At 44.6% G+C, this 18147-nt stretch carries 13 protein-coding genes; 7 read left to right on the top strand and 6 right to left on the bottom strand.

Annotated elements, in window-relative coordinates:
* The first annotated feature begins 293 nt into the window (after window positions 1-293).
* Window positions 294-1112: a DMT family transporter gene (locus ACJJI1_RS20275; protein ID WP_444957813.1), complete on the top strand. Its 819-nt coding sequence runs from the start codon at window positions 294-296 to the stop codon at window positions 1110-1112.
* Between the two features lie 116 nt (window positions 1113-1228).
* Here the strand turns inward: ACJJI1_RS20275 and ACJJI1_RS20270 are convergent, their stop codons facing one another.
* The 3 genes from ACJJI1_RS20270 to ACJJI1_RS20260 form a co-directional block, all read right to left on the bottom strand.
* Window positions 1229-2185, bottom strand: a complete 957-nt coding sequence (locus ACJJI1_RS20270; RefSeq protein ID WP_444957812.1) for a histone deacetylase family protein — start codon at window positions 2183-2185, stop codon at window positions 1229-1231.
* 855 nt (window positions 2186-3040) lie between these two features.
* Complete coding sequence (locus ACJJI1_RS20265; protein ID WP_444917256.1) at window positions 3041-5236, bottom strand: hypothetical protein; 2196 nt, start codon at window positions 5234-5236, stop codon at window positions 3041-3043.
* Between the two features lie 1038 nt (window positions 5237-6274).
* The gene (locus ACJJI1_RS20260; protein ID WP_444957811.1) at window positions 6275-7105 is read right to left on the bottom strand and encodes a sulfite exporter TauE/SafE family protein; all 831 of its coding nucleotides are present in this window, start codon (window positions 7103-7105) and stop codon (window positions 6275-6277) included.
* A gap of 1324 nt (window positions 7106-8429) precedes the next feature.
* On the opposite strand from ACJJI1_RS20260, the gene ACJJI1_RS20255 reads away from it, so the two are divergent.
* Window positions 8430-9575: a hypothetical protein gene (locus ACJJI1_RS20255; RefSeq protein WP_444957810.1), complete on the top strand. Its 1146-nt coding sequence runs from the start codon at window positions 8430-8432 to the stop codon at window positions 9573-9575.
* Between the two features lie 63 nt (window positions 9576-9638).
* Here the strand turns inward: ACJJI1_RS20255 and ACJJI1_RS20250 are convergent, their stop codons facing one another.
* Window positions 9639-10511: a glycosyltransferase family 2 protein gene (locus ACJJI1_RS20250; protein WP_444957809.1), complete on the bottom strand. Its 873-nt coding sequence runs from the start codon at window positions 10509-10511 to the stop codon at window positions 9639-9641.
* Between the two features lie 548 nt (window positions 10512-11059).
* Here ACJJI1_RS20250 and ACJJI1_RS20245 point away from each other — a divergent pair.
* Both ACJJI1_RS20245 and ACJJI1_RS20240 read left to right on the top strand, forming a co-directional pair.
* Window positions 11060-11905: an alpha/beta hydrolase family protein gene (locus ACJJI1_RS20245; protein WP_444957808.1), complete on the top strand. Its 846-nt coding sequence runs from the start codon at window positions 11060-11062 to the stop codon at window positions 11903-11905.
* A 74-nt stretch (window positions 11906-11979) separates the two neighbouring features.
* Window positions 11980-12867: an SMP-30/gluconolactonase/LRE family protein gene (locus ACJJI1_RS20240; RefSeq protein ID WP_444957807.1), complete on the top strand. Its 888-nt coding sequence runs from the start codon at window positions 11980-11982 to the stop codon at window positions 12865-12867.
* Between the two features lie 59 nt (window positions 12868-12926).
* On the opposite strand, the gene ACJJI1_RS20235 is transcribed toward ACJJI1_RS20240, so the two are convergent.
* Both ACJJI1_RS20235 and ACJJI1_RS20230 read right to left on the bottom strand, forming a co-directional pair.
* Window positions 12927-13319 carry an allophanate hydrolase-related protein gene (locus tag ACJJI1_RS20235; RefSeq protein WP_444913137.1) on the bottom strand — a complete coding sequence of 131 codons (393 nt, stop codon included), beginning with the start codon at window positions 13317-13319 and terminating at the stop codon, window positions 12927-12929.
* Between the two features lie 34 nt (window positions 13320-13353).
* Window positions 13354-13821, bottom strand: coding sequence for an allophanate hydrolase-related protein (locus tag ACJJI1_RS20230; RefSeq protein WP_444957806.1), 468 nt, complete (start codon window positions 13819-13821; stop codon window positions 13354-13356).
* A gap of 148 nt (window positions 13822-13969) precedes the next feature.
* Between ACJJI1_RS20230 and ACJJI1_RS20225 the strand changes: the two genes are divergently transcribed.
* The 3 genes from ACJJI1_RS20225 (at window position 13970) to ACJJI1_RS20215 (ending at window position 18144) form a co-directional block, all read left to right on the top strand.
* Window positions 13970-14536 carry a DUF1993 domain-containing protein gene (locus ACJJI1_RS20225; RefSeq protein ID WP_444957805.1) on the top strand — a complete coding sequence of 189 codons (567 nt, stop codon included), beginning with the start codon at window positions 13970-13972 and terminating at the stop codon, window positions 14534-14536.
* Between the two features lie 214 nt (window positions 14537-14750).
* Window positions 14751-16460, top strand: a complete 1710-nt coding sequence (locus tag ACJJI1_RS20220; RefSeq protein WP_413662096.1) for an alkaline phosphatase D family protein — start codon at window positions 14751-14753, stop codon at window positions 16458-16460.
* Window positions 16461-16713: 253 nt separating this feature from the next.
* On the top strand, window positions 16714-18144 hold the full coding sequence (locus tag ACJJI1_RS20215) for an aldehyde dehydrogenase family protein (RefSeq protein WP_444957804.1): 1431 nt from the start codon (window positions 16714-16716) through the stop codon (window positions 18142-18144).
* The last annotated feature ends 3 nt before the right edge of the window (window positions 18145-18147 follow it).

Below are 18147 nucleotides of genomic sequence, written 5' to 3'. Positions count from 1 at the left end.
CTCAACTTTCATATTATGACGTTCATATTTTTTGTAACAGGGAAACTGACGCCGGCAGGCAAGTAATTACTGCGCCAAAATCTTTGGTCAGCCCAACAGGAAATGAATCAATCGGAGGGCTAATGTTACATAGTGCTCTGCTCTGTAATGACCTGCCCGATGCATAAATGAAGTCATCATTATTACCTCTCAGGCAGGTTTGACCTCTATTTGCCAAAGGTAGTGACAGTTTGCCATCTACTTATCAAAATCATTCCCTGGGTGTTGGGTTAGCTCTTCTCGGCGGAGTGTTGATGGGGGGTCTTGGTATTGCCGGTAAGCTGGGTTCTGGTGCAGGCCTTAGTCCATTTCTACTATTGGCTGCACAGGTCATATTGCTTGCTCCATTGTCGGGTATGTTTCTTCTGATGCGACAAGGGGTGGCGGGGATAAGGCCGGTGAATCCCCAGATCCTTATCCTTCGCTCCATATCAGGTTTTGTCTATTTTGCTGCCTTCTATTGGGCGGTCAAGGGCATACCCATCGCAGATGCCCTGGTGCTGGAAAGCACGAATCCATTCTTTGCCATGTTGGTGGCCCGAGTATTCCTCGGTCACCGGGTTAGTATCGCCATTATCTTTCTTGCTATACTGGCATTCTTGGGCGTATGCCTCATTTTGATCCAGCACAGTGTTCAGGGCATTTTCAATCCCTACTCACTCCTTGCGTTGCTGGCGGGAGTAGCGCGTGCAGCGGGTAGTATCACAACCGGTGTCGCAGGCCGGACCGAGCCACCTGAGCGCATCATGTTCTATTTCGCTGTTGGGATGTTGGTCTTTAGCTTATCTATTGTATTCTGGGAGGGGGCGAAGGTAGAAACATCGTCGCTATGGATTCTCGCGATTCCCGCACTGCTGTTTGTTCCACAGAATCTTGCTTACACGATCGCTAATCGTGTTGCACCTGCTTACCTCGTTGGGGCACTGTTTTACAGTGCGATCCTCGTCGGTGTGTTAGCTGATCGTTTTATGTTTGGCACAGAATTCGGTATCCGTGGTGTGATAGGCATGGGTATTACGGTTGCTGCTGGTCTCGGGTTGGCTTGGTTGCGGGCGAAAGAGCTCAAAGAGTAACCTGACGCTCAGTACTCCTGCGTCAATCAAGTGTCTAAATACTCAAAAATCCGGTGGGTTAGGGAGTGGTTGTTTGCTAGGCCATTATCCTCAATAACAGAGGCCTCTTCAGAACTTCAATTTGTTACCTTTTTTGCCTGGTAAATCGCTAAGTCTGCTATTAGACGATAGGAGTTTTCGGAGTAGCCGCCACTGGTTACGGTGACCATAGGCACATCCAGCGATTGAATCTGGTCAACCAGCCATTGGTCCCTTTTTCTGGCCCCATCGATACTGACCTGGAGCCCCCCCAGATTGTCCTGGGCAATAATATCTGTGCCTGCATTGTAGATAACCAGTTTAGGCAGTGGGCTCTGCTTAATGAAGTCCGAAAATTCCGACTCCAACCGACTGAGGTAATCTTCAGTATCTGTTCCTTGCTTTAGGGGAACTAAAAATGGCCAGCGAGATTCCTGCTCATCGGAGTGCAAGCCGGGGTAGGCTTGCATATTGTACATATCAAAGATATGTATATTGGGGTCCTCCATGGCCCAATCAGCAAACCCATTCCCTCTATGGGCATCAAGGTCAATTACCCAGATATTGTCATCTGGTGAGAGCAGGTGCTGTTCGCGGGCACGATTAATAGCAATGGCTACATCGGCGAAAGCACAGAACCCTTCACCGTGACCAGCGAATGCGTGGTGATAGCCTCCACCGAGATTTAAGGTAGAGGATTTCTTACTCAAGGCTTCCTGTACCGCCAAGCAAGTGCCTTCAGCTGCAAAGCGCATTGGCTTCATGAAATATTTATTTAATACGCCTGCGGGCAGCAAGCGCAGTAGCGGCATCTCTATAACGCGAGCCAGTGTTTTCGATTGATGCAAGCTATCTAAATAGGGCTGCGTATGTACAGATAATAGCCAGTCTTGACTAAGAGGCTCTGAAACAACTTTTAACTCAATTTTCGCTTCTGACTCGGCATTAATCAGTGCCAATGCTTTCTCATATTTACAGCCATCAAAAGGGTGCAAGCTGGAAAGCAGCGGCAAGCTGATGTTGTAATTTGGCGAGTAGAATAGCGGTAGGCTCATGAGGTTATTTGGCTTCGAATTTGTAGCGCATAAGCTAACCCATCATTGGGGGTCCACATATCAATATGATTACCAAAAAAGCGTAACTGGAAGAGAATACGGTAAATAGGGCTCGCTGCCCAGTCACTGATCTTGATTCCACCTTTTCAGGGTGATGTGAATCCTGAGCCAGTCTCAAGTAGCCAGGCAACGACCGTCGAGCAATTCTGATCCTTCATATTGTAATGCTTCTGCTCGACCTTGAAGTTTTCCCAGGCTTCAATCATTTTTGTTTCATTCAGCTCATCGATAAGAATATTCTGATCCGCATCACCGCCCTCGAGGCGTCTATCAACTCGATAACCACTTGGAAAGGAGGGCTGTGCGATCGCGCGATTTTAAAGTCCTTTTTCCTTGATACTGAAGAGGGCCAGTAGCTGATATAGGTGTTATCAATAGTGATGGAAGCATGTCCGACATCCCCGGTCTTTTGCTTCCAGACATGAACAGTAATAGCCATTTCCTTATTGCTTAGCGACTTCTAAATTCAATACTCAATGAAGAAAGAGCGGTTCAGTTTTTGTAGTTCAGTGACTTATTTTATTTAGGTGGGAGGTTAGCATACTTGCATCTGGGTACGTAGTTTCAGGCAATTACACTGATCTGGTGCCGTATTATTCTGCCGATCCAGTAGTCATTGTGTGAAGGAACAATAGTTTTGAGTTTATACTCGACAAGGATTTGCCATCGATCGATAAATGGATGAATAGCACTTCTTTATCTTTGTAGCTTCTGGAGGTCTAACAGTTGTGTGATAAAAATAGAAAGCAAAAGCCTCTATTTTTATCACAGCTAGTTTTACTTTTTATGAATGAATCAATTGGCGCTATTTGAGTGGTAAATCATCGCTTGCCAAACGTTCTGCTTGCCGCCGCCGTAACTATCAATTGTAGGGTTCTTGATATATGACCAAGCGACTTTACCGTTGCCCATGAAGACAGGTTCGTCAAGTCCGCCCCAACCAAAATTCGTCAGCTTTACAGGGCCTTCCAATACATTTAGGTCTGCATCAATTTCCATAACATAGTAGGCTTTCGGAACAAGCATCCGCATTGCCCCATTTTTAGCGGAACTCCGGTTATAAGAAAGGTTGTCGGAAATACACTGAAATTGCGCATAGCCAAATAGGTAACGCCCATTTTTCAAGTCGATAAGTTGTGGATCACTGATTTGACAGTCGGGCTCTTCTACAAGCCATTTAAAGCCTTCCCCCTCGATACTTCCTTCACCATCCACTTTAGCAATACCAATGCGAGTCAGGGATGAGGATTCCAGAGCATCCCCACTGCGTAGCCCCTGTCTTGAAATGGTTGGATTATCGCTGTTTGACATGTAGGAAAAGAAGCAGTTCGTATCATCGGATGAGCATTGCTGGTCAAAAGGCCCTTCAGTGCTGGTATCAATGCCGTATTCGCTTTGCAGGAAGCGATTCATTTCCTCATCATCAATGTACTTGGGGGAGACGATGAGAGATAAGTTAGTATCTTCATCCACAGGGACTACAGTATGTCCACCTCCGTTAGAGAAAAATGCATTGTCGGAGGGGATCAGGTAATTGTAGTAACCTTCAAATCTACTGGTAGAAGAAATATCCTCCATTTTGATGGCAATAGTATTTAATCCGCGCGATTGATTATATTGACCACCATCGCTAGTGCAAATCGCTCCATATTTTTCGGTACCAGGATTATAAAATGCCCGGATATTCAAGACATGACCGTAGCCGCAAAGCCAATACCAGCCTCTGTTATTACTGCCACTCATATTTAAGGACCAGTTATCGCGATCAATAACAGTCATTCCAGCAGAATAGTGGGAGCCACCATAGCTGCTATCAAAAACCCGAGCAGTTACTGAGAAGGCGTAGCTGGTGCGGCCTTGGCTATCATTCTCGACATAGATAAGCTCTTGGGCTCCGGCGTGGCCACCACCGTGCATCTTGTTTACAACGTAGGCCGCAGGCTTCTCGCTAAGCGCTAAGTTATCCCACTCCATTAGCCAGATCTGATCATTATATTTATAGCCATTCTCGCGAATATACTCGACCATAGCGTTATAGTCGGCATCAGAGAGTTGATCGACAATGTAAGCCATCTCCTCTTGCATTTCGTTACCTTTAATTGTCTTAAAGGTCGGGGAATCGCCGAAGTCGGTCTCGGGGAAATTTTCTTTTAGCCCAGGTAGGAAGTCCTCGAACTTTAGTGTGGGATGGTCCGTAAAATAGCCAATGTATTGACTGTGATTGGTAGATATCATCAGGCCGATATCCCTTTCAATACGTCCGTCAATAGCACTGATATTATTTTCCATCTTCATCCAGTCGCTACCGTATTGCTCAACCAGATCCCCTTGAACATCATAGCGCTCGCTTGCCTGGTATTCAGTGTTACACAAGACCGCAACCCGTGAGCAATCAGCGCTAGCTGCGATACCATGGGCTTCGTAGCATTGTTTTAGAATTGTGGTATTGCCGGTTTGGTCGAAGCTTAGAGTTTCAGGATTATATTGCAGCTCATAAACAGTGCCATAAGTGGTTTCATCTTCTCCACTACCTTCGCTAAGGGTTTTGGAAACAAACATCCTGGGTCTATCAGTGTCGGTTGCGCAAGCTGTGGTGTAACTTCGCATGGGTACAGACTGTAGATTGTCATCCTGGTTACTATCTGTTCTGGCTATATAGTGTGGGAGTCCATGGACTTCTTCGGCATTGGTTTGGCCATTCGGCAATGTGATATCCCGGGAAGTAATCTGTGCAAACCCAAGATCTGCCGTTTCTATATCGCCAACAGTCACGGTGCCAGGTTCGTTGTCTGGAAGGGTCCCCGATCCGCTATCCCCAGAGCCGCTACCACTACCTGAACCGCCTCCGTCTCCAGAGCCTTGGCCCCCGCCATTGTCGCCAGATGATTGGGCTGGGTCCGAATCTGAAGAAGAGCCTCCACCTCCACCGCATGAAGCCAGTATGACTGTAAATGCCAGTGCCAAAGTTTTCTTGCTGAATAGCTTGCTCATAAGTTTGCCCGTAAATGTGCGATTGGAATCGATTGTTATCTGTGAAATTGTCGACAAAATCTCATTTTTGACTTATTAGAATTGGGAGCGCCATTCTAGTTCTCTTGATCTACCTTTCTGTGGATTACTTAATAATTTCTCTAAAGGGGCATTATTTTGATAGGAAATCTGGTGAAGTCCCTCTGTTTGAGCATCTGAAGAAGCTTTACATGGAATCACTAGAATTTTTGTCGAAGGGCAAGTAGGGCGACTGTTATCTTAATTGGTATTGCTGACTCTATAGTTTTTACCAATAATTCTGGCTAGCGCTTTGATAAGGATTTCAAGAGTGAAAGGGTAGGGGGTTAATCTATTACCGGAATAAATTCCATTAAAGCTGATGCGGCTGGAGGTAAATGTATTAAACGGTTTGAACTAAGTTGCAGCGTGCGCAGGGGAGGAAGCATCGGCAATAGCCCGCGCTAAGATGTCAGCATTTATTGAACCAAATATAAGTTTTCTGTACTGCTCCCACTATCTCACAAAGTCTGCGCAAAGCCTCAAAAAATTCCGGTTCAGAAATGGTCAGTGCCTGATTGATATAGTGGGCTGTGCCGAGATAGGCGCTGTGCTCTCGGCAACACGGTATTCTTGTCTGAGGTCTACATGTCCTCTACCTTGAGTGTAAAATTCAATATGATTTTTTCGTGCCTATATTTTAATAGAGTTCCATCTTTAAAATTTCAATTACCTGCTGGCAAGTTTAACGCGGAACGAAGTCTTTCCTAATTTGAAAGTAGAGATTGTCAATGGCTAAAAATAATCTTTGCCACTTTGAGTACATAATGTTTGGTAGGCATGCATTAGGGGTAAATACCAATCATTGTGTTACTAATTCCCTATAAGTATGGTTCAGTCGCGTAATCCGAAGGGCTGGCAAGAGTAATTCGACCGGGAGTCTTTAAGACCATAATGGCTATTGCGAGCATCTGAAAATAGATGCTTGGAGGGAATAGACTATTTACTTCCGATCCGTTAAAAGCAACCCAGAGAGTAGGTCTAGCCTAGCCGAGATAGTAGATTGAAGTTTTGCCAGATAAAACGAACCCCGATAATACAAAGCAGTAAGGCAAAACACAGCTTTAAGCACTTAGCAGATATCCTGTGAGCAACGCTGGCGCCAAGCCTGGCAAAGAGCACGCTGGTAAGTACAATTCCCAGAAAAGCCGGCCAGTAAATATAACCACTGCTCCACTTAGGTAGTAACTGATTGTCCCACCCTTGCACTGCAAAGCTGATTGAACCAGAAATAGCGATTGGCAGACCAAAGGCAGCGGAGGTTCCGACAGCGCGCTGCATTTTTGTACCGAAGTGCGATAAGTAGGGAACCACCAAGGCCCCTCCACCAATACCAAAGATCGCTGCGAGCCAGCCGATTACTCCCCCCGAACAGATCAAGGGTGCTGCCCCGGGTAAGTGACCGCCATTTTCTTGTGAGGTTGTCGGGGCCAATCCACCTAAGCCCATACGCAGGGCCATAAATATGGCAAATACGCCAATTAATAGCTGCAACCAAGCACCAGGTAACAAGTCTGCTGTCACGCCGCCCAGCCAAGACCCTACAAGTATCCCAGGAGTCATAATCCAAAATAGGTGCCAGTCAACGGCACCTTTAGCGTTATGAGCCCAGACCGAACTGACTGAAGTCACGATAATGGTTGCCAACGAGGTCCCCACCGCCATATGGGTCAGTACCTGGGGGGAGATACCCGTGGCAGAAAAAATCAACACCAAAGCAGGCACGATGATCAAGCCTCCACCAATCCCCAAGAGGCCTGCCGCAGTACCCGCGATGACGCCGAGCAACAAGTAAACAAATAGCATTTCCATAGTGCATTAGTTTAGTCACTCCTGAAGGCAACTAAATACATTGAATCTCGCCGTTTGGTAGATTAAATTGCTTTTTATGATTTTTTCGCTCCAGTTAATTGACGCATTCAAAATGTAATCGAGCGCCCATTGAAAAATGGAGGAGGGTGCCTCGGTAGGATTTGCACCTGTCAAGTTTGAGCTCTGGGGGGGGATATTGGACTGTATAGATGTGGTATTCAGCTAGCGCTTGAGCTATACCAGCTACTTATTTTCTGGCTCATTATTACTGACCGGTGTTTTAGTCTAATAGGTATCGAAGCCACTGGTTATTTTTGGTATTCAATGAAATCTACCTTGCCTATGTATTTGTGTGGGTAGGTCTGAGAAAGCATAGGTGTCATATGCTATAAGTATTTTACCAGGATCACAAATATACTTACACCCCAGATTTAAAGGAATTTAAACCTTCCTTATCTACATAATTCAATATGCGTTTCAGGTTAGAGTAAAGGTGATATATTGAGTTTAATGATGTTTTCTTTGAGTATTGTAATATTTACCTTTCATATAAAAGAACAATTTTCCATTGTGTTTGACGGTATTGAAGCAGAGCAATGCTTTACTCAACAGACTCAAACAATTTATAGCATTTTAAGGTTTTCTGGAGCTAAGTGGGCACATGCAACAGAATTCAGGATTGAGCCCACTGCAGAAATAATTTAAGTTACTGTTAGAGTGAAAGTGATTAAAAGCATGAACGCTTGGTAATCAGTATTTGAGCAACAAGGTGTAGCTATCTCACAATTTTTATTGGCGCCACCTAGCCTTTATAGAGCTAGCATCAATATGGGGCGCCAACCTGACTTAGGGGAAGGCTAAAAATCTGTCTCAGTAAAGCCTCACCAGCTAAGGTTAAATATTGATCGCTCCTTTCATTATCTCTAAGTGGGGATAGGGCAATCTCAAAGAGTTGTTGAGTCACTTTGGCAGCTTGGTCTGCCAATTTTTTGGATGATACAACTTATCATCGGATAAGGCTTTGTCAGTTTTAAATTTAAGAAATCAACTTGACTAAATGTGCGTCTTGCGACAACCCTATCAGGAATCTACGGGCGTGTAGTTTTTCTTTAATTATTATTTAGATCCGGATCCCAGGACATATACAGTGTGTTAAGAGATGTCGGTTGATAATCATTACTTGTCTTATATTTTTCTACGTCTTCTTTATGCTAAGTTACTCAAAGGAAACTCTTGAAGTAATTGTAGCCATTAGGGGAGTTGACTAAATTTAAATGATATGTAATCGACTTAAGTGGCAAACCCTCCCTTTTAAGGTGATATCGTGGCTGATAAATCCAACTTTCTGTCCAGATTATTCACGCCGATAGAAGCACCAGAGAGCTTTGTTCAGCAGCACCTAAAAGGTTATGGCTGTGTATCTACTTTACTTATAAATGTTGTAACTAGAACTAACCAAGATGAAATTACTGATTGTCTAGACAAGCTCTATGACTTAGTTGCATTGACTACCGCGCCTCACCCGAAACGCTTTTACTTAGAAAAGATTGAGGCGCTGAGGGAAGAGCTGACAGGTGTCGTTGGGAGGAAGGTCCTATATAAGAGGTTGGAGGTTGAAAAGATCCCCTTCTACATCCACTTTGATAGCACATCTGTATGCTTTGTAGCAAATCATGATTTTTTTTCTGGTTACACTGGCCTGCTCTTTTCTAAATATGCCAATTGCTTGTTGAAGAAAGATCAGGAAAAGTCAGATGCATATTGTTCTTCAATAATGCATATATACAAGGGTAATGGGCAACACTCAAATTTTCACCGAGTTATAGGGCTGGTCCAAGCTTTATTTATAGGTTTAAGTCTGAGAATGTTTAATAGGAAGGAGAACAAGCCAAATCCATTTCTCTTGGAGGAAAAGGGTTGTATAAAAGGAGATCTCGATGACATCGTATTGGTATCAGCTAAAGTTGAATCTAGCGAGATATCTTTCGAAAGTGTTTTGAAATCTTTTATAGATAATTTTGTCAGTACTTTCGAAAGGCAGCGAGCAAACATATTGATTACCCAAGAGTTTATTCACAACATTCCGGATCAGGGTGAAAGACTGGCTGGGGTAGGAAATACGGCGTCTGGTTTCTATTTTTCTCTAAATAAACTCTCTAGGTATCAAATATACCTATTAAAAAGGTACCATATTGCATATTATGCAATGGTACTCCTCAATATGTTAAAAGTTGAGAAGCAAGTTACATCAAGTATTAACGAAGACTTTACATTTAGTTATTTGCCTGCTCGAGAGGTCGACTGTATCGCGACCTATTCAATCACAAGAGATGCACTGGTTTTTGTTATTAGTAAAGCTTCTGATGGTTATCATATTGAGGTTGCTGTTAATGAGGCCATTTTCTCTCTTGATAAGGTTGTTCTGTTTCTGAAAACTTTCTCTAGTGAGGTTGAACTATCAGATATCTGATAGATGCTTGAAAAATGTATAATAATATTTAGGCGCGTTTAAGTTGGTCACTCAGGTCAATTGTTAGCTTGCAGTAGTTGTTAGCCCAAATCGTTTGAATTCGCGATTACTAAACTCATAATACCCGGAAATTCTCTTGCAGATATATTGATAGTTTGGGTTGCTCAAATTTTTAGTTTTGTTCTTCTTGCCATTGATTGTCTCTGTTAAATTTATGTTGTCTTGGTGGTAGACAATGGCTTCTTTCATAAAAATTGGCTGTACTTTGAGATCATTGATAACTCGATAAGCCAAGTCTATGTCATCGTAACCCCAGGTTCCATCGTATTTTTCATCAAAAAAACCAACCTTAATGACATCCTGCCTTTTAAATACCATATTACAGCCATAAAAGTGCCCCCAGGGGTGTTCTGTATTGGGTAATTTCTCTATTTTCCCTAGGCGCCTATCTTTACTGAACCCATAATTTGATGGGCTATTAAATCTAGGGCATGCGTCAAGGTACTTGCCGTCGCCGTCCATTTCTGCTGGGACAATATCTTTAGAGTGAATAAATTCTCTTATCCCAGTCATGCAGATGCCAGGCCCATAATCATTGATTATTTTTTGAATCTCTGCCAGATAGTTCGGGGCGGGGATACAGTCACTATCTGTAAATACACACCACTCGTGTTTAGCAATCTTTACCCCTAAGTTTCGCGCTGAGTTAAGTGCGAATGGATCTGGTAATTGAGGTCTGAATAGTAAAGTAAATGTAAGGTGGTTCTTAAACTGGTTGTAACATGACAAGATATCGGGGTCTTGCGAGTTATTATCTATAATAATTATTTCAAAATTTTCCTTTGGAAAGGTTTGTAAAGTGTAGCCTTGTAATAGGTTATACAGAAGGTCAGAATCATTGTAGCATGGCATGATAATACTGAATCGATCGGACATGCACCTAAACTTCCTGTTGTCTATAGCTCAAAATCATTTTAAGTGAATCAGGTGAAATATAAGATAAGCGATAAATTGAATCTCCTTAACTTGGCGACTGGATTGATCGACTATCAAACCTGATCCTTGCATTTTAGAGTACTTAGAAGTTTTAGCACTTTTGATAGTGAATATGAGGATTATTGGCAGGGTATATCTTTGTGCAGCTCACATGGACATTTGTAGGTGAAATAGTGGAAAGCTAGAGCAATAGTCTGCCATGTTATTTGACTTTTTGGTAAAGCTACCTCCTTTCAATTCATAAACTGGAACATCAAATCTAATTATATAGGGCTATATAATTAAGGCTTTTAACTTGCTCTAGTCTTTAGGGGGTGGTAAATGTCGAGAAGTGAATATTCAAGTCAATTTACTGCTCTTGGAAGGAGGAAATACCTGTTAGGAATCAGCTTGTTAATTACATCTCTTGCGATAGACCGGAAGTATTGGGCGGAATTTTAACTTACCCAATAGTTTGTGTTGAATTACACGGGGGAACCTTTGAATAGATGATTGAGGCACAGCAAATCCCCACTAACGATGGGATAGTGCTTGGTGCAAGGCTATTCTCGCCGAGTGAGGTGCCCAAAGCCGGCATCATTATTAATTCTGCTATGGCGGTTAAGCAGAGCTACTATCGGGATTTTGCTTGTTTCTTAGCCCGGAATGGCTATTTGGTTCTTACTTATGATTACCGAGGTATCGGAAAGTCCGCTATCGAGAATCAAAGGGACAAACGACTGACCTTAAGAGCCTGGGGGGAGAGCGATTTGGTGGCAGTGATTGATTGGTGTAGCAAACGGACTAAGGGCTTGGAGTGGCACTGTATTTGCCATAGTGTCGGCGGTCAAATTGTAGGTCTTGCGTCAAATAATACCCGGTTTGCGAGTGTGTATTGTGTTTCTTGTCAGAGCGGCTATTGGGGGCATTGGGATGCAAGGTATCAGCCAAAGCTATTATTCGGATGGTACTGCGCATTTCCTTTGCTATCGAATGTTTTGGGATGGGTGCCTGGAGTACTTTGGGGGGGAGAGAACCTACCTGCAGGAATAGCTCGTGAATGGGCTTTCTGGGCTCGACATAAGGATTATGTTGTCGATCAGCATGGTCTGCCGATTCGTGAGGGATTCGAGCGCTTGCAGTGTGATATGAAGTTCCTGCTAATAGATGATGATAAGGACTTTGCACCAGAGAAGGCTGTCCGTGCATTGCGAGATTTTTACTGTAATGCGAATACAGATATTGAGGTTATTCAAACCAGCTCTATTGGAAATACATCAATAGGCCACTTTGGGTTTTTCCGAAAGGAGTTCAAGGAGAGTCTTTGGCGAAACGTATTAGGTTGGCTGGACTAGCCCCTCCTGGCGTTGATACGCCCTCGTATCACAAATGATGCCTTTTTAACCAACTCGAGTCTGTGGCCGTTAGCATGGAAAGACAAGTACTATGTAGATGCTTACAAGAACCAGAAGGGCCCGTCTGTCTGCCTGATGGCCGCATTTATGTCACTGAAATGGCATCGGGTCGAAACTGTATAAGCCGTATTGACTTGCAGGGGCGATATCAACAGATAGGATATTGTGCTAGACGTCCTAATGGCATGGCGATCGATGGGTGTGGCAATTTATTGGTTGCAGATGGAGGGGGTAAGCAGCTTGTTCGCATGGGGCTAAATGGGGATCTTATTGAAGCTTATGACGGACCAAAAGATCAGCCCTACTTATGGCCTAATGATCTGGTTTTTGGTGAAAATGGCTTACTTTACATAACAGACTCCGGGATTGACCCGGATATTTTTGTTCAGGGGCAGGTGATTCGAGCTGATTGCCGGTCTTGTCGCTACTATGGACAGGTATTAGAGATAGATCCTCGCAATGGAGATGTGTTGCGACAGCTTGATTCCGGATTGCGTTTTCCCAACGGTATTGCCATTGATGATCGGGGCCAGCTGTATGTAGGGGAGACTATTAGCGGCAATATCTACCGCTACGATCTCGCTTCGTTAACGCACCCCAAACGGGAGCTTTTCGGCAATGTAGTTGTTGGGGCGCCAGAGGGATTTGTAGGGCCAGATGGGATGGCTTTCGGTAGTGACGGGCGATTGTATTGTGCAGTGTTTGGCCAAGGTGATGTGACCGTTCTTGATGGTGAGGGAAGGGTGGCCGAACGTATACTCACCTGTGGTAAGCGACCCACGAATATAGCCTTTTGCGAAGACCCGAGAGGTGGGGCGGTAGTAACGATTCTGGATGCAGGGTGCTTAGAGTGGGTGGGAATACCGTGCCGTGGTAGGCAGCTATATCGCCCAAAGATATAGACTGAGTAGATTGTCTACCTAATGGTATTGTTTAGGGCCAAATAATAGCAGCTTCAACGTCAGTTTTTAGATTTCTGTTGTATATAGTTGCGCCATCCATGAAATCGGGAAATATCTTCTTGTTGCTGAGTCAAATAGTTTTCTCCTAATATCCCTAAAACTTGCCCGCCATTTTCTAAGACTACTTTACCCAAAGTTAGTCCCGCCGCTTCTAAATTAAGTACTTCAATTAAGTTGGCCTTGGGTAAGGACCAAATTTCAACATTGAACCATGTTCCACCTGTGCGCACTCTCTGCATCGAAGGATATTCGCCTTTGATTGCCCACATCCGGTAAATGGCTTCTGTTTTAGCCTCTCTCACAAATGTTGCATTGTTTTGTATTAAATTTTTATCTAACGCCAGGCCACGCATCAATGGTCCATTCACTGCGACTTCTGTATGTGTACTCATTTCGATTGTCTAAATCAAATATTTGATATTAGTGCTACTGACCGGTTTTATTACTACTCATACCCATACTCTCCGTATAGGCTCGCCAGCCATGCCACTTGGATATATCTTTCTGGTTTTGAACAATATAGTTTTCACCCAGTATGCCTAATACCTGTGTTCCATCCGCTAAAGCAACTTTACCTAAAACCAATCCTTTGGCTTCCTCCTCTAATAGGTTGACCAAGTTGGCTTGCGGAATCGACCAGATCTCCAGTTTAATCCATGTGCCGCCGTTGAGAACTCTTTCCATTGCGGGGTATTTGTCTCCAATTGACCACATGCGATAGATCGACGCCGTTTTAGCCTCTCGTACAAAAGTGGCATGGTTTTTAAGCATATGTTTTTCGAGGGCGAATCCACGCATTAGCGTGCCATTAACTGCGACGTCAATAGATTCAGCATTCGCTAGTGACACCAATACCATTAAACTAGCAGCAATATATCTGAGTATCCTGAGCATTTATTTATCTCGAGTTGACGCCTTATGAATTTAGCTTAGATATGGAGGCAAGAAGACACTAGATTATGCTTGTGCCTCCCTTATTATTTTAGAATGCTACCAGTGATATATTTTGTCGCTTATCTATAAAAACCAGTGGAAACACATTATGAACCTTACAGATTTATTGTTACCTACGTATATACAACTATTGGAAGCACTTTCTAGTTGGTTGGATAAGGCAAAAACAGAATTTCCAGAAGATGAGTCTGAAGCACTCCTTAAAGCGAGGCTTGCTCCAGATATGTTTCCTTTATCATCCCAAGTTCGGTTTAGTTGCTTACAGGCGCAAGAGGCAATATTTCGATTGGGGCGGCGTGCGCTTCCAGATTTTCTGGAGCAGTTGGCTCGTGAAGGGCAGGGAGCTGGTGAAAACCCCGGGTCCATTTCCGAAGCTCAAGAGCGAATTCGAGAGGCACTGGCATTTTTAAAAAGCGTTACGCCAGAAACAGTGATGGTAGCAGTCGATGAGCCTGTGACGATTAAGCTCCCGAATGGGATGACTTTCGATATGACTAATAAGCAATATGCCAGAGACTGGGCGCTACCTCAATTTTATTTCCATATCAACACGGCCTATGCAATCCTGAGAGCTCAAGGTGTCTCCTTAGGTAAAGCCGACTATGTACAGCACGCTTTTGCTTATCTCAGGCCAGAGATGATTTCAGATTGTTAATGGCTAGCAACGCTTAGTTTTTCAAGTTTATAGCTGAAGGAGAGGGGGGGGTTACTTCCCTTAATATGACTTTTGTGTATTAACTCCATAAGTGTTAATTTTGAGAGAAAAAGAGATTACTAGCTAAAAAGTCAAACTTCTTTGTTGGTACGTTCTTCTATAGAATCCGCTCCCTTTCCGATTCTTCATACGTACGATAACAGGAAGTTTATATATGACCATCTCCCGCCGAACCTTTGTCCAGGCCATGGGTGTCGCACTTTTGACCCCCTTTACGGTCCGTTCTCTCGCAGACACTGATAGTGAAACCTATGCACGTTTTGTACTGGGCGGCACCACATTCGCTGATCAAATTGATAACGACGGAATTGTTTTTGATTTATCAGTAGCCTCGGGAGATCCCAGTCAAACTGGAGTGGTTCTTTGGACGCACATTAACCCTGATTCCTATATCGCGGGCCAGTCTCTGTATGTAGATGTTGCGCTGGATGAGGAATTTACTCAGCCAATTCTAAGTGCTGAGATTAATGCTAGTGATATCACGGCAGACCGTGATTACACCGTTAACATTGATCTGGAAGGCTACTTATCTTCTGACCAACGTTACTATTACCGCTTCAAATACGGGACTGTCAGTAGCCGCGTTGGGCGTTGTCACACACTGCCTACCGGTAGCCTAGAGAATCTAAAGATGGCTGTGGTTACCTGTCAGGATTACACCACCGGTTATTACAACGCCTACAACCATATCGCGGACGAAGATGTACATTGCGTACTGCATTTGGGTGACTTTATCTATGAATATGCCCAGTACGAAGGCTTTGAAAGCTCGATAGTGCATTCGCTCTCTCTGCCTTCTGGCGGCTCTGTTGCGATGGATCTTGAGGACTATCGCCATATTTACAGAGAGTATCGCAAGGACAAGAACCTGCAGCGAGCGATGGAAATGCATTCATTTATCATCACCTGGGATGATCATGAAACTGCAGACAATGCATACTGGGATTACGAGCGGGATACTCTGGGTGTGCCATCTCATCCCTACCAGACCGGCGATAACAACCCTGACCAGCTGCGCCAGTTGCGTCGCGATGCTCAGCAGGCCTGGATCGAATATGTCCCTGCACGGGTAAAAGTCGATGAATCCGCAAGCCACGCTTTTGACTACTTACAGATTTATCGTTCTTTCCAGTTCGGTGACTTGGTTGATCTGTATATGACAGATAGCCGCACCTATAGGACCAAGGAGCCGTGCAAGGATGGTACAGCTTGGGAAAACTACTGGTGCACAGATTATGAAGAAGATACCCAAACCATGCTGGGTAAGACTCAGCGGGATTGGCTGATTGATGGAGTTGTTAACTCCAGTGCCCGCTGGAAAGTGTGGGGGAACCAGACTTTGCTGGCACAATTGGCTGGTACTATTTTGGGACGCTCTCTTGTGTATGCCAATTATGATGCCTGGGATGGTTACCAGTGGGAGCGGGAAAAAATCCTGTCATCTGTTAAGGACAGTAATGTCGATAACTTTGTAGTGCTGACAGGGGACCTCCACTCCAGTATCGCTTCATACCTGAAAGTTGATTTCAGCAAAATTAGCAACTGGGACTACGACAACCTGGTCGGCGTTGAGCTGATGACCCCTTCCATATCTTCTCCCAATATGAACGATACGATTGAGAAAGGTATTGATGTTGGCAGTGTGTTTACATCATTGCTAAATGGCGGGGTTCAGGTCAATAACCCACATATCAAAGATTTTGTTAGTAATATCTATGGATATGCAGTGATTGAATTCAATGTCAATGAATTGAACTGGACCGTATACAACATCGATAAGAAGAGTGATAACCCGGATACCGAAAAAGCGGTATATAAGAAGTTTAATTATGAGCCTGTTGGCATGTGGTTAACCGAAAAGTAGCTGTGTCCCAGTCAATATGAAGTTGTGGGGCGCTTGCCCCCAACTTCACAAGATTCCACTATTTCTATCCCCTCTTCATCATATTTAGCTTGTACGAGTAAGAAAGTCCTTCCCCGGTAGCAAAACTAATAAGCCAATGAACACGCATTTGATATATGCCTGCGGGTCATCTATACCCGACGATGGGCACAATGCTGTATCTGGCGTTGGGGCGCTCTTGATAGATCAAGACATCAAGTAAAAGGATATTACTTTGCTGCAAGAATCTTACCCTTACTACCTGGCCAATGAAGCAGTGCATGCCAACACCGATCTGGAAGTTACTGACAAGTATTCAGGGAAAGTAGCTACCCGGGTTGCAATGGCTGATGCCAAGGTTATTGACAGTGCCATCGACTGGGCGCTTTTGGCAGAAAAATCGATGGCTAATTTGCCGTCTTACACCCGCCAGGAAGTTTTACAGCATTGTGTTGTACGTTTTCGGGAAAGGTTTGAAGAGCTGGCCGAAGCGTTGTGTATTGAAGCTGGTAAGCCGATTCATGATTCGCGGGGCGAGGTGCTGCGTCTAATCGATACATTTCATGTGGCCGCTGAAGAGGCAGTGCGTATCAATGGTGAGATTATCAATCTTGAGATATCCAAGCGCTCACGGGGCTACCGTGGATATATCAGGCGAGTACCGGTGGGCGCATGCTCATTTATATCGCCGTTCAATTTCCCTTTGAATCTTGCTGCTCACAAGGTGGCGCCTGCCATCGCTGCTGGATGCCCCTTTGTACTGAAACCCGCAAGCCGCACGCCCATAGGGGCATTGATTATCGCTGAAGTTCTGGCCGAAACACAGCTGCCGAAAGGTGCCTTTTCTGTATTGCCTTGCCATAGAGAGGGAGCAGAGCTGTTTACTGTGGATGATCGATTCAAACTACTCAGCTTTACTGGCTCACCGGCGGTGGGCTGGGACCTAAAGGCCAGAGCGGGGCGAAAGAAAGTGGTTTTGGAGTTGGGAGGTAATGCAGCCTGCGTTATCGATCGGGATACAGATCTTGATGATGCTGTAGAGAGGCTGATTTTCGGTGCTTTCTATCAGTCGGGCCAAAGCTGTATCGGCGTCCAGAGGATCTATGGACATTGCAGTCTATATGAAGACCTGAAGCGACGTCTGGTTGAGCGTACCAAAAAGCTTAAGAAAGGCGATCCTCGATCAGAAGATACATTTATTGGCCCAATGATTTCTGAGGGAGAGGCTACCCGCTTGCATACTTGGGTGGAAGAGGGGATTCAAGCCGGGGGAACCCTGCTTTGTGGAGGTACACGAGATGGCGCCATGCTTGATCCAACGCTATTGGAAAACGTGCCCCATGACTGCTCCATTGTACAGCAGGAGGCATTTGGCCCAGTTGCAATTCTGGAGCCTTTCGATAGCTTTGATGATGTTTTAGACAAGGTGAATGACAGTGCCTTTGGTCTGCAGGCTGGCATATTCACTCGTGACCTTTACAAGGCCCAGCAAGCCTGGGATACCTTGGAAGTGGGTGGTGTGGTTATTGGTGATGTACCCAGCTGGCGGGTAGATAATATGCCCTATGGTGGTGTTAAGGATTCGGGGCTTGGTCGGGAGGGGGTACGCTGGGCTATTGCGGATATGACCGAGGAGAGGCTGATGGTGGTGCGAACTCCAGGGTAGGAC

The organism is Microbulbifer maximicatervae (SeqCode) (assembly GCF_052467065.1).
This window is presented reverse-complemented; position numbering and strand designations above follow the sequence as displayed.

What these genes read in the sequence shown, in the direction of transcription:
- ACJJI1_RS20275 (WP_444957813.1), top strand. Translation starts at nt 294, where the DNA reads ATGGGGGGTCTTGGTATTGCCGGTAAGCTGGGTTCTGGTGCAGGCCTT.
- ACJJI1_RS20270 (WP_444957812.1), bottom strand. Translation starts at nt 2,185, where the DNA reads ATGAGCCTACCGCTATTCTACTCGCCAAATTACAACATCAGCTTGCCG.
- ACJJI1_RS20265 (WP_444917256.1), bottom strand. Translation starts at nt 5,236, where the DNA reads ATGAGCAAGCTATTCAGCAAGAAAACTTTGGCACTGGCATTTACAGTC.
- ACJJI1_RS20260 (WP_444957811.1), bottom strand. Translation starts at nt 7,105, where the DNA reads ATGGAAATGCTATTTGTTTACTTGTTGCTCGGCGTCATCGCGGGTACT.
- ACJJI1_RS20250 (WP_444957809.1), bottom strand. Translation starts at nt 10,511, where the DNA reads ATGTCCGATCGATTCAGTATTATCATGCCATGCTACAATGATTCTGAC.
- ACJJI1_RS20245 (WP_444957808.1), top strand. Translation starts at nt 11,060, where the DNA reads ATGATTGAGGCACAGCAAATCCCCACTAACGATGGGATAGTGCTTGGT.
- ACJJI1_RS20240 (WP_444957807.1), top strand. Translation starts at nt 11,980, where the DNA reads ATGGAAAGACAAGTACTATGTAGATGCTTACAAGAACCAGAAGGGCCC.
- ACJJI1_RS20235 (WP_444913137.1), bottom strand. Translation starts at nt 13,319, where the DNA reads ATGAGTACACATACAGAAGTCGCAGTGAATGGACCATTGATGCGTGGC.
- ACJJI1_RS20230 (WP_444957806.1), bottom strand. Translation starts at nt 13,821, where the DNA reads ATGCTCAGGATACTCAGATATATTGCTGCTAGTTTAATGGTATTGGTG.
- ACJJI1_RS20225 (WP_444957805.1), top strand. Translation starts at nt 13,970, where the DNA reads ATGAACCTTACAGATTTATTGTTACCTACGTATATACAACTATTGGAA.
- ACJJI1_RS20220 (WP_413662096.1), top strand. Translation starts at nt 14,751, where the DNA reads ATGACCATCTCCCGCCGAACCTTTGTCCAGGCCATGGGTGTCGCACTT.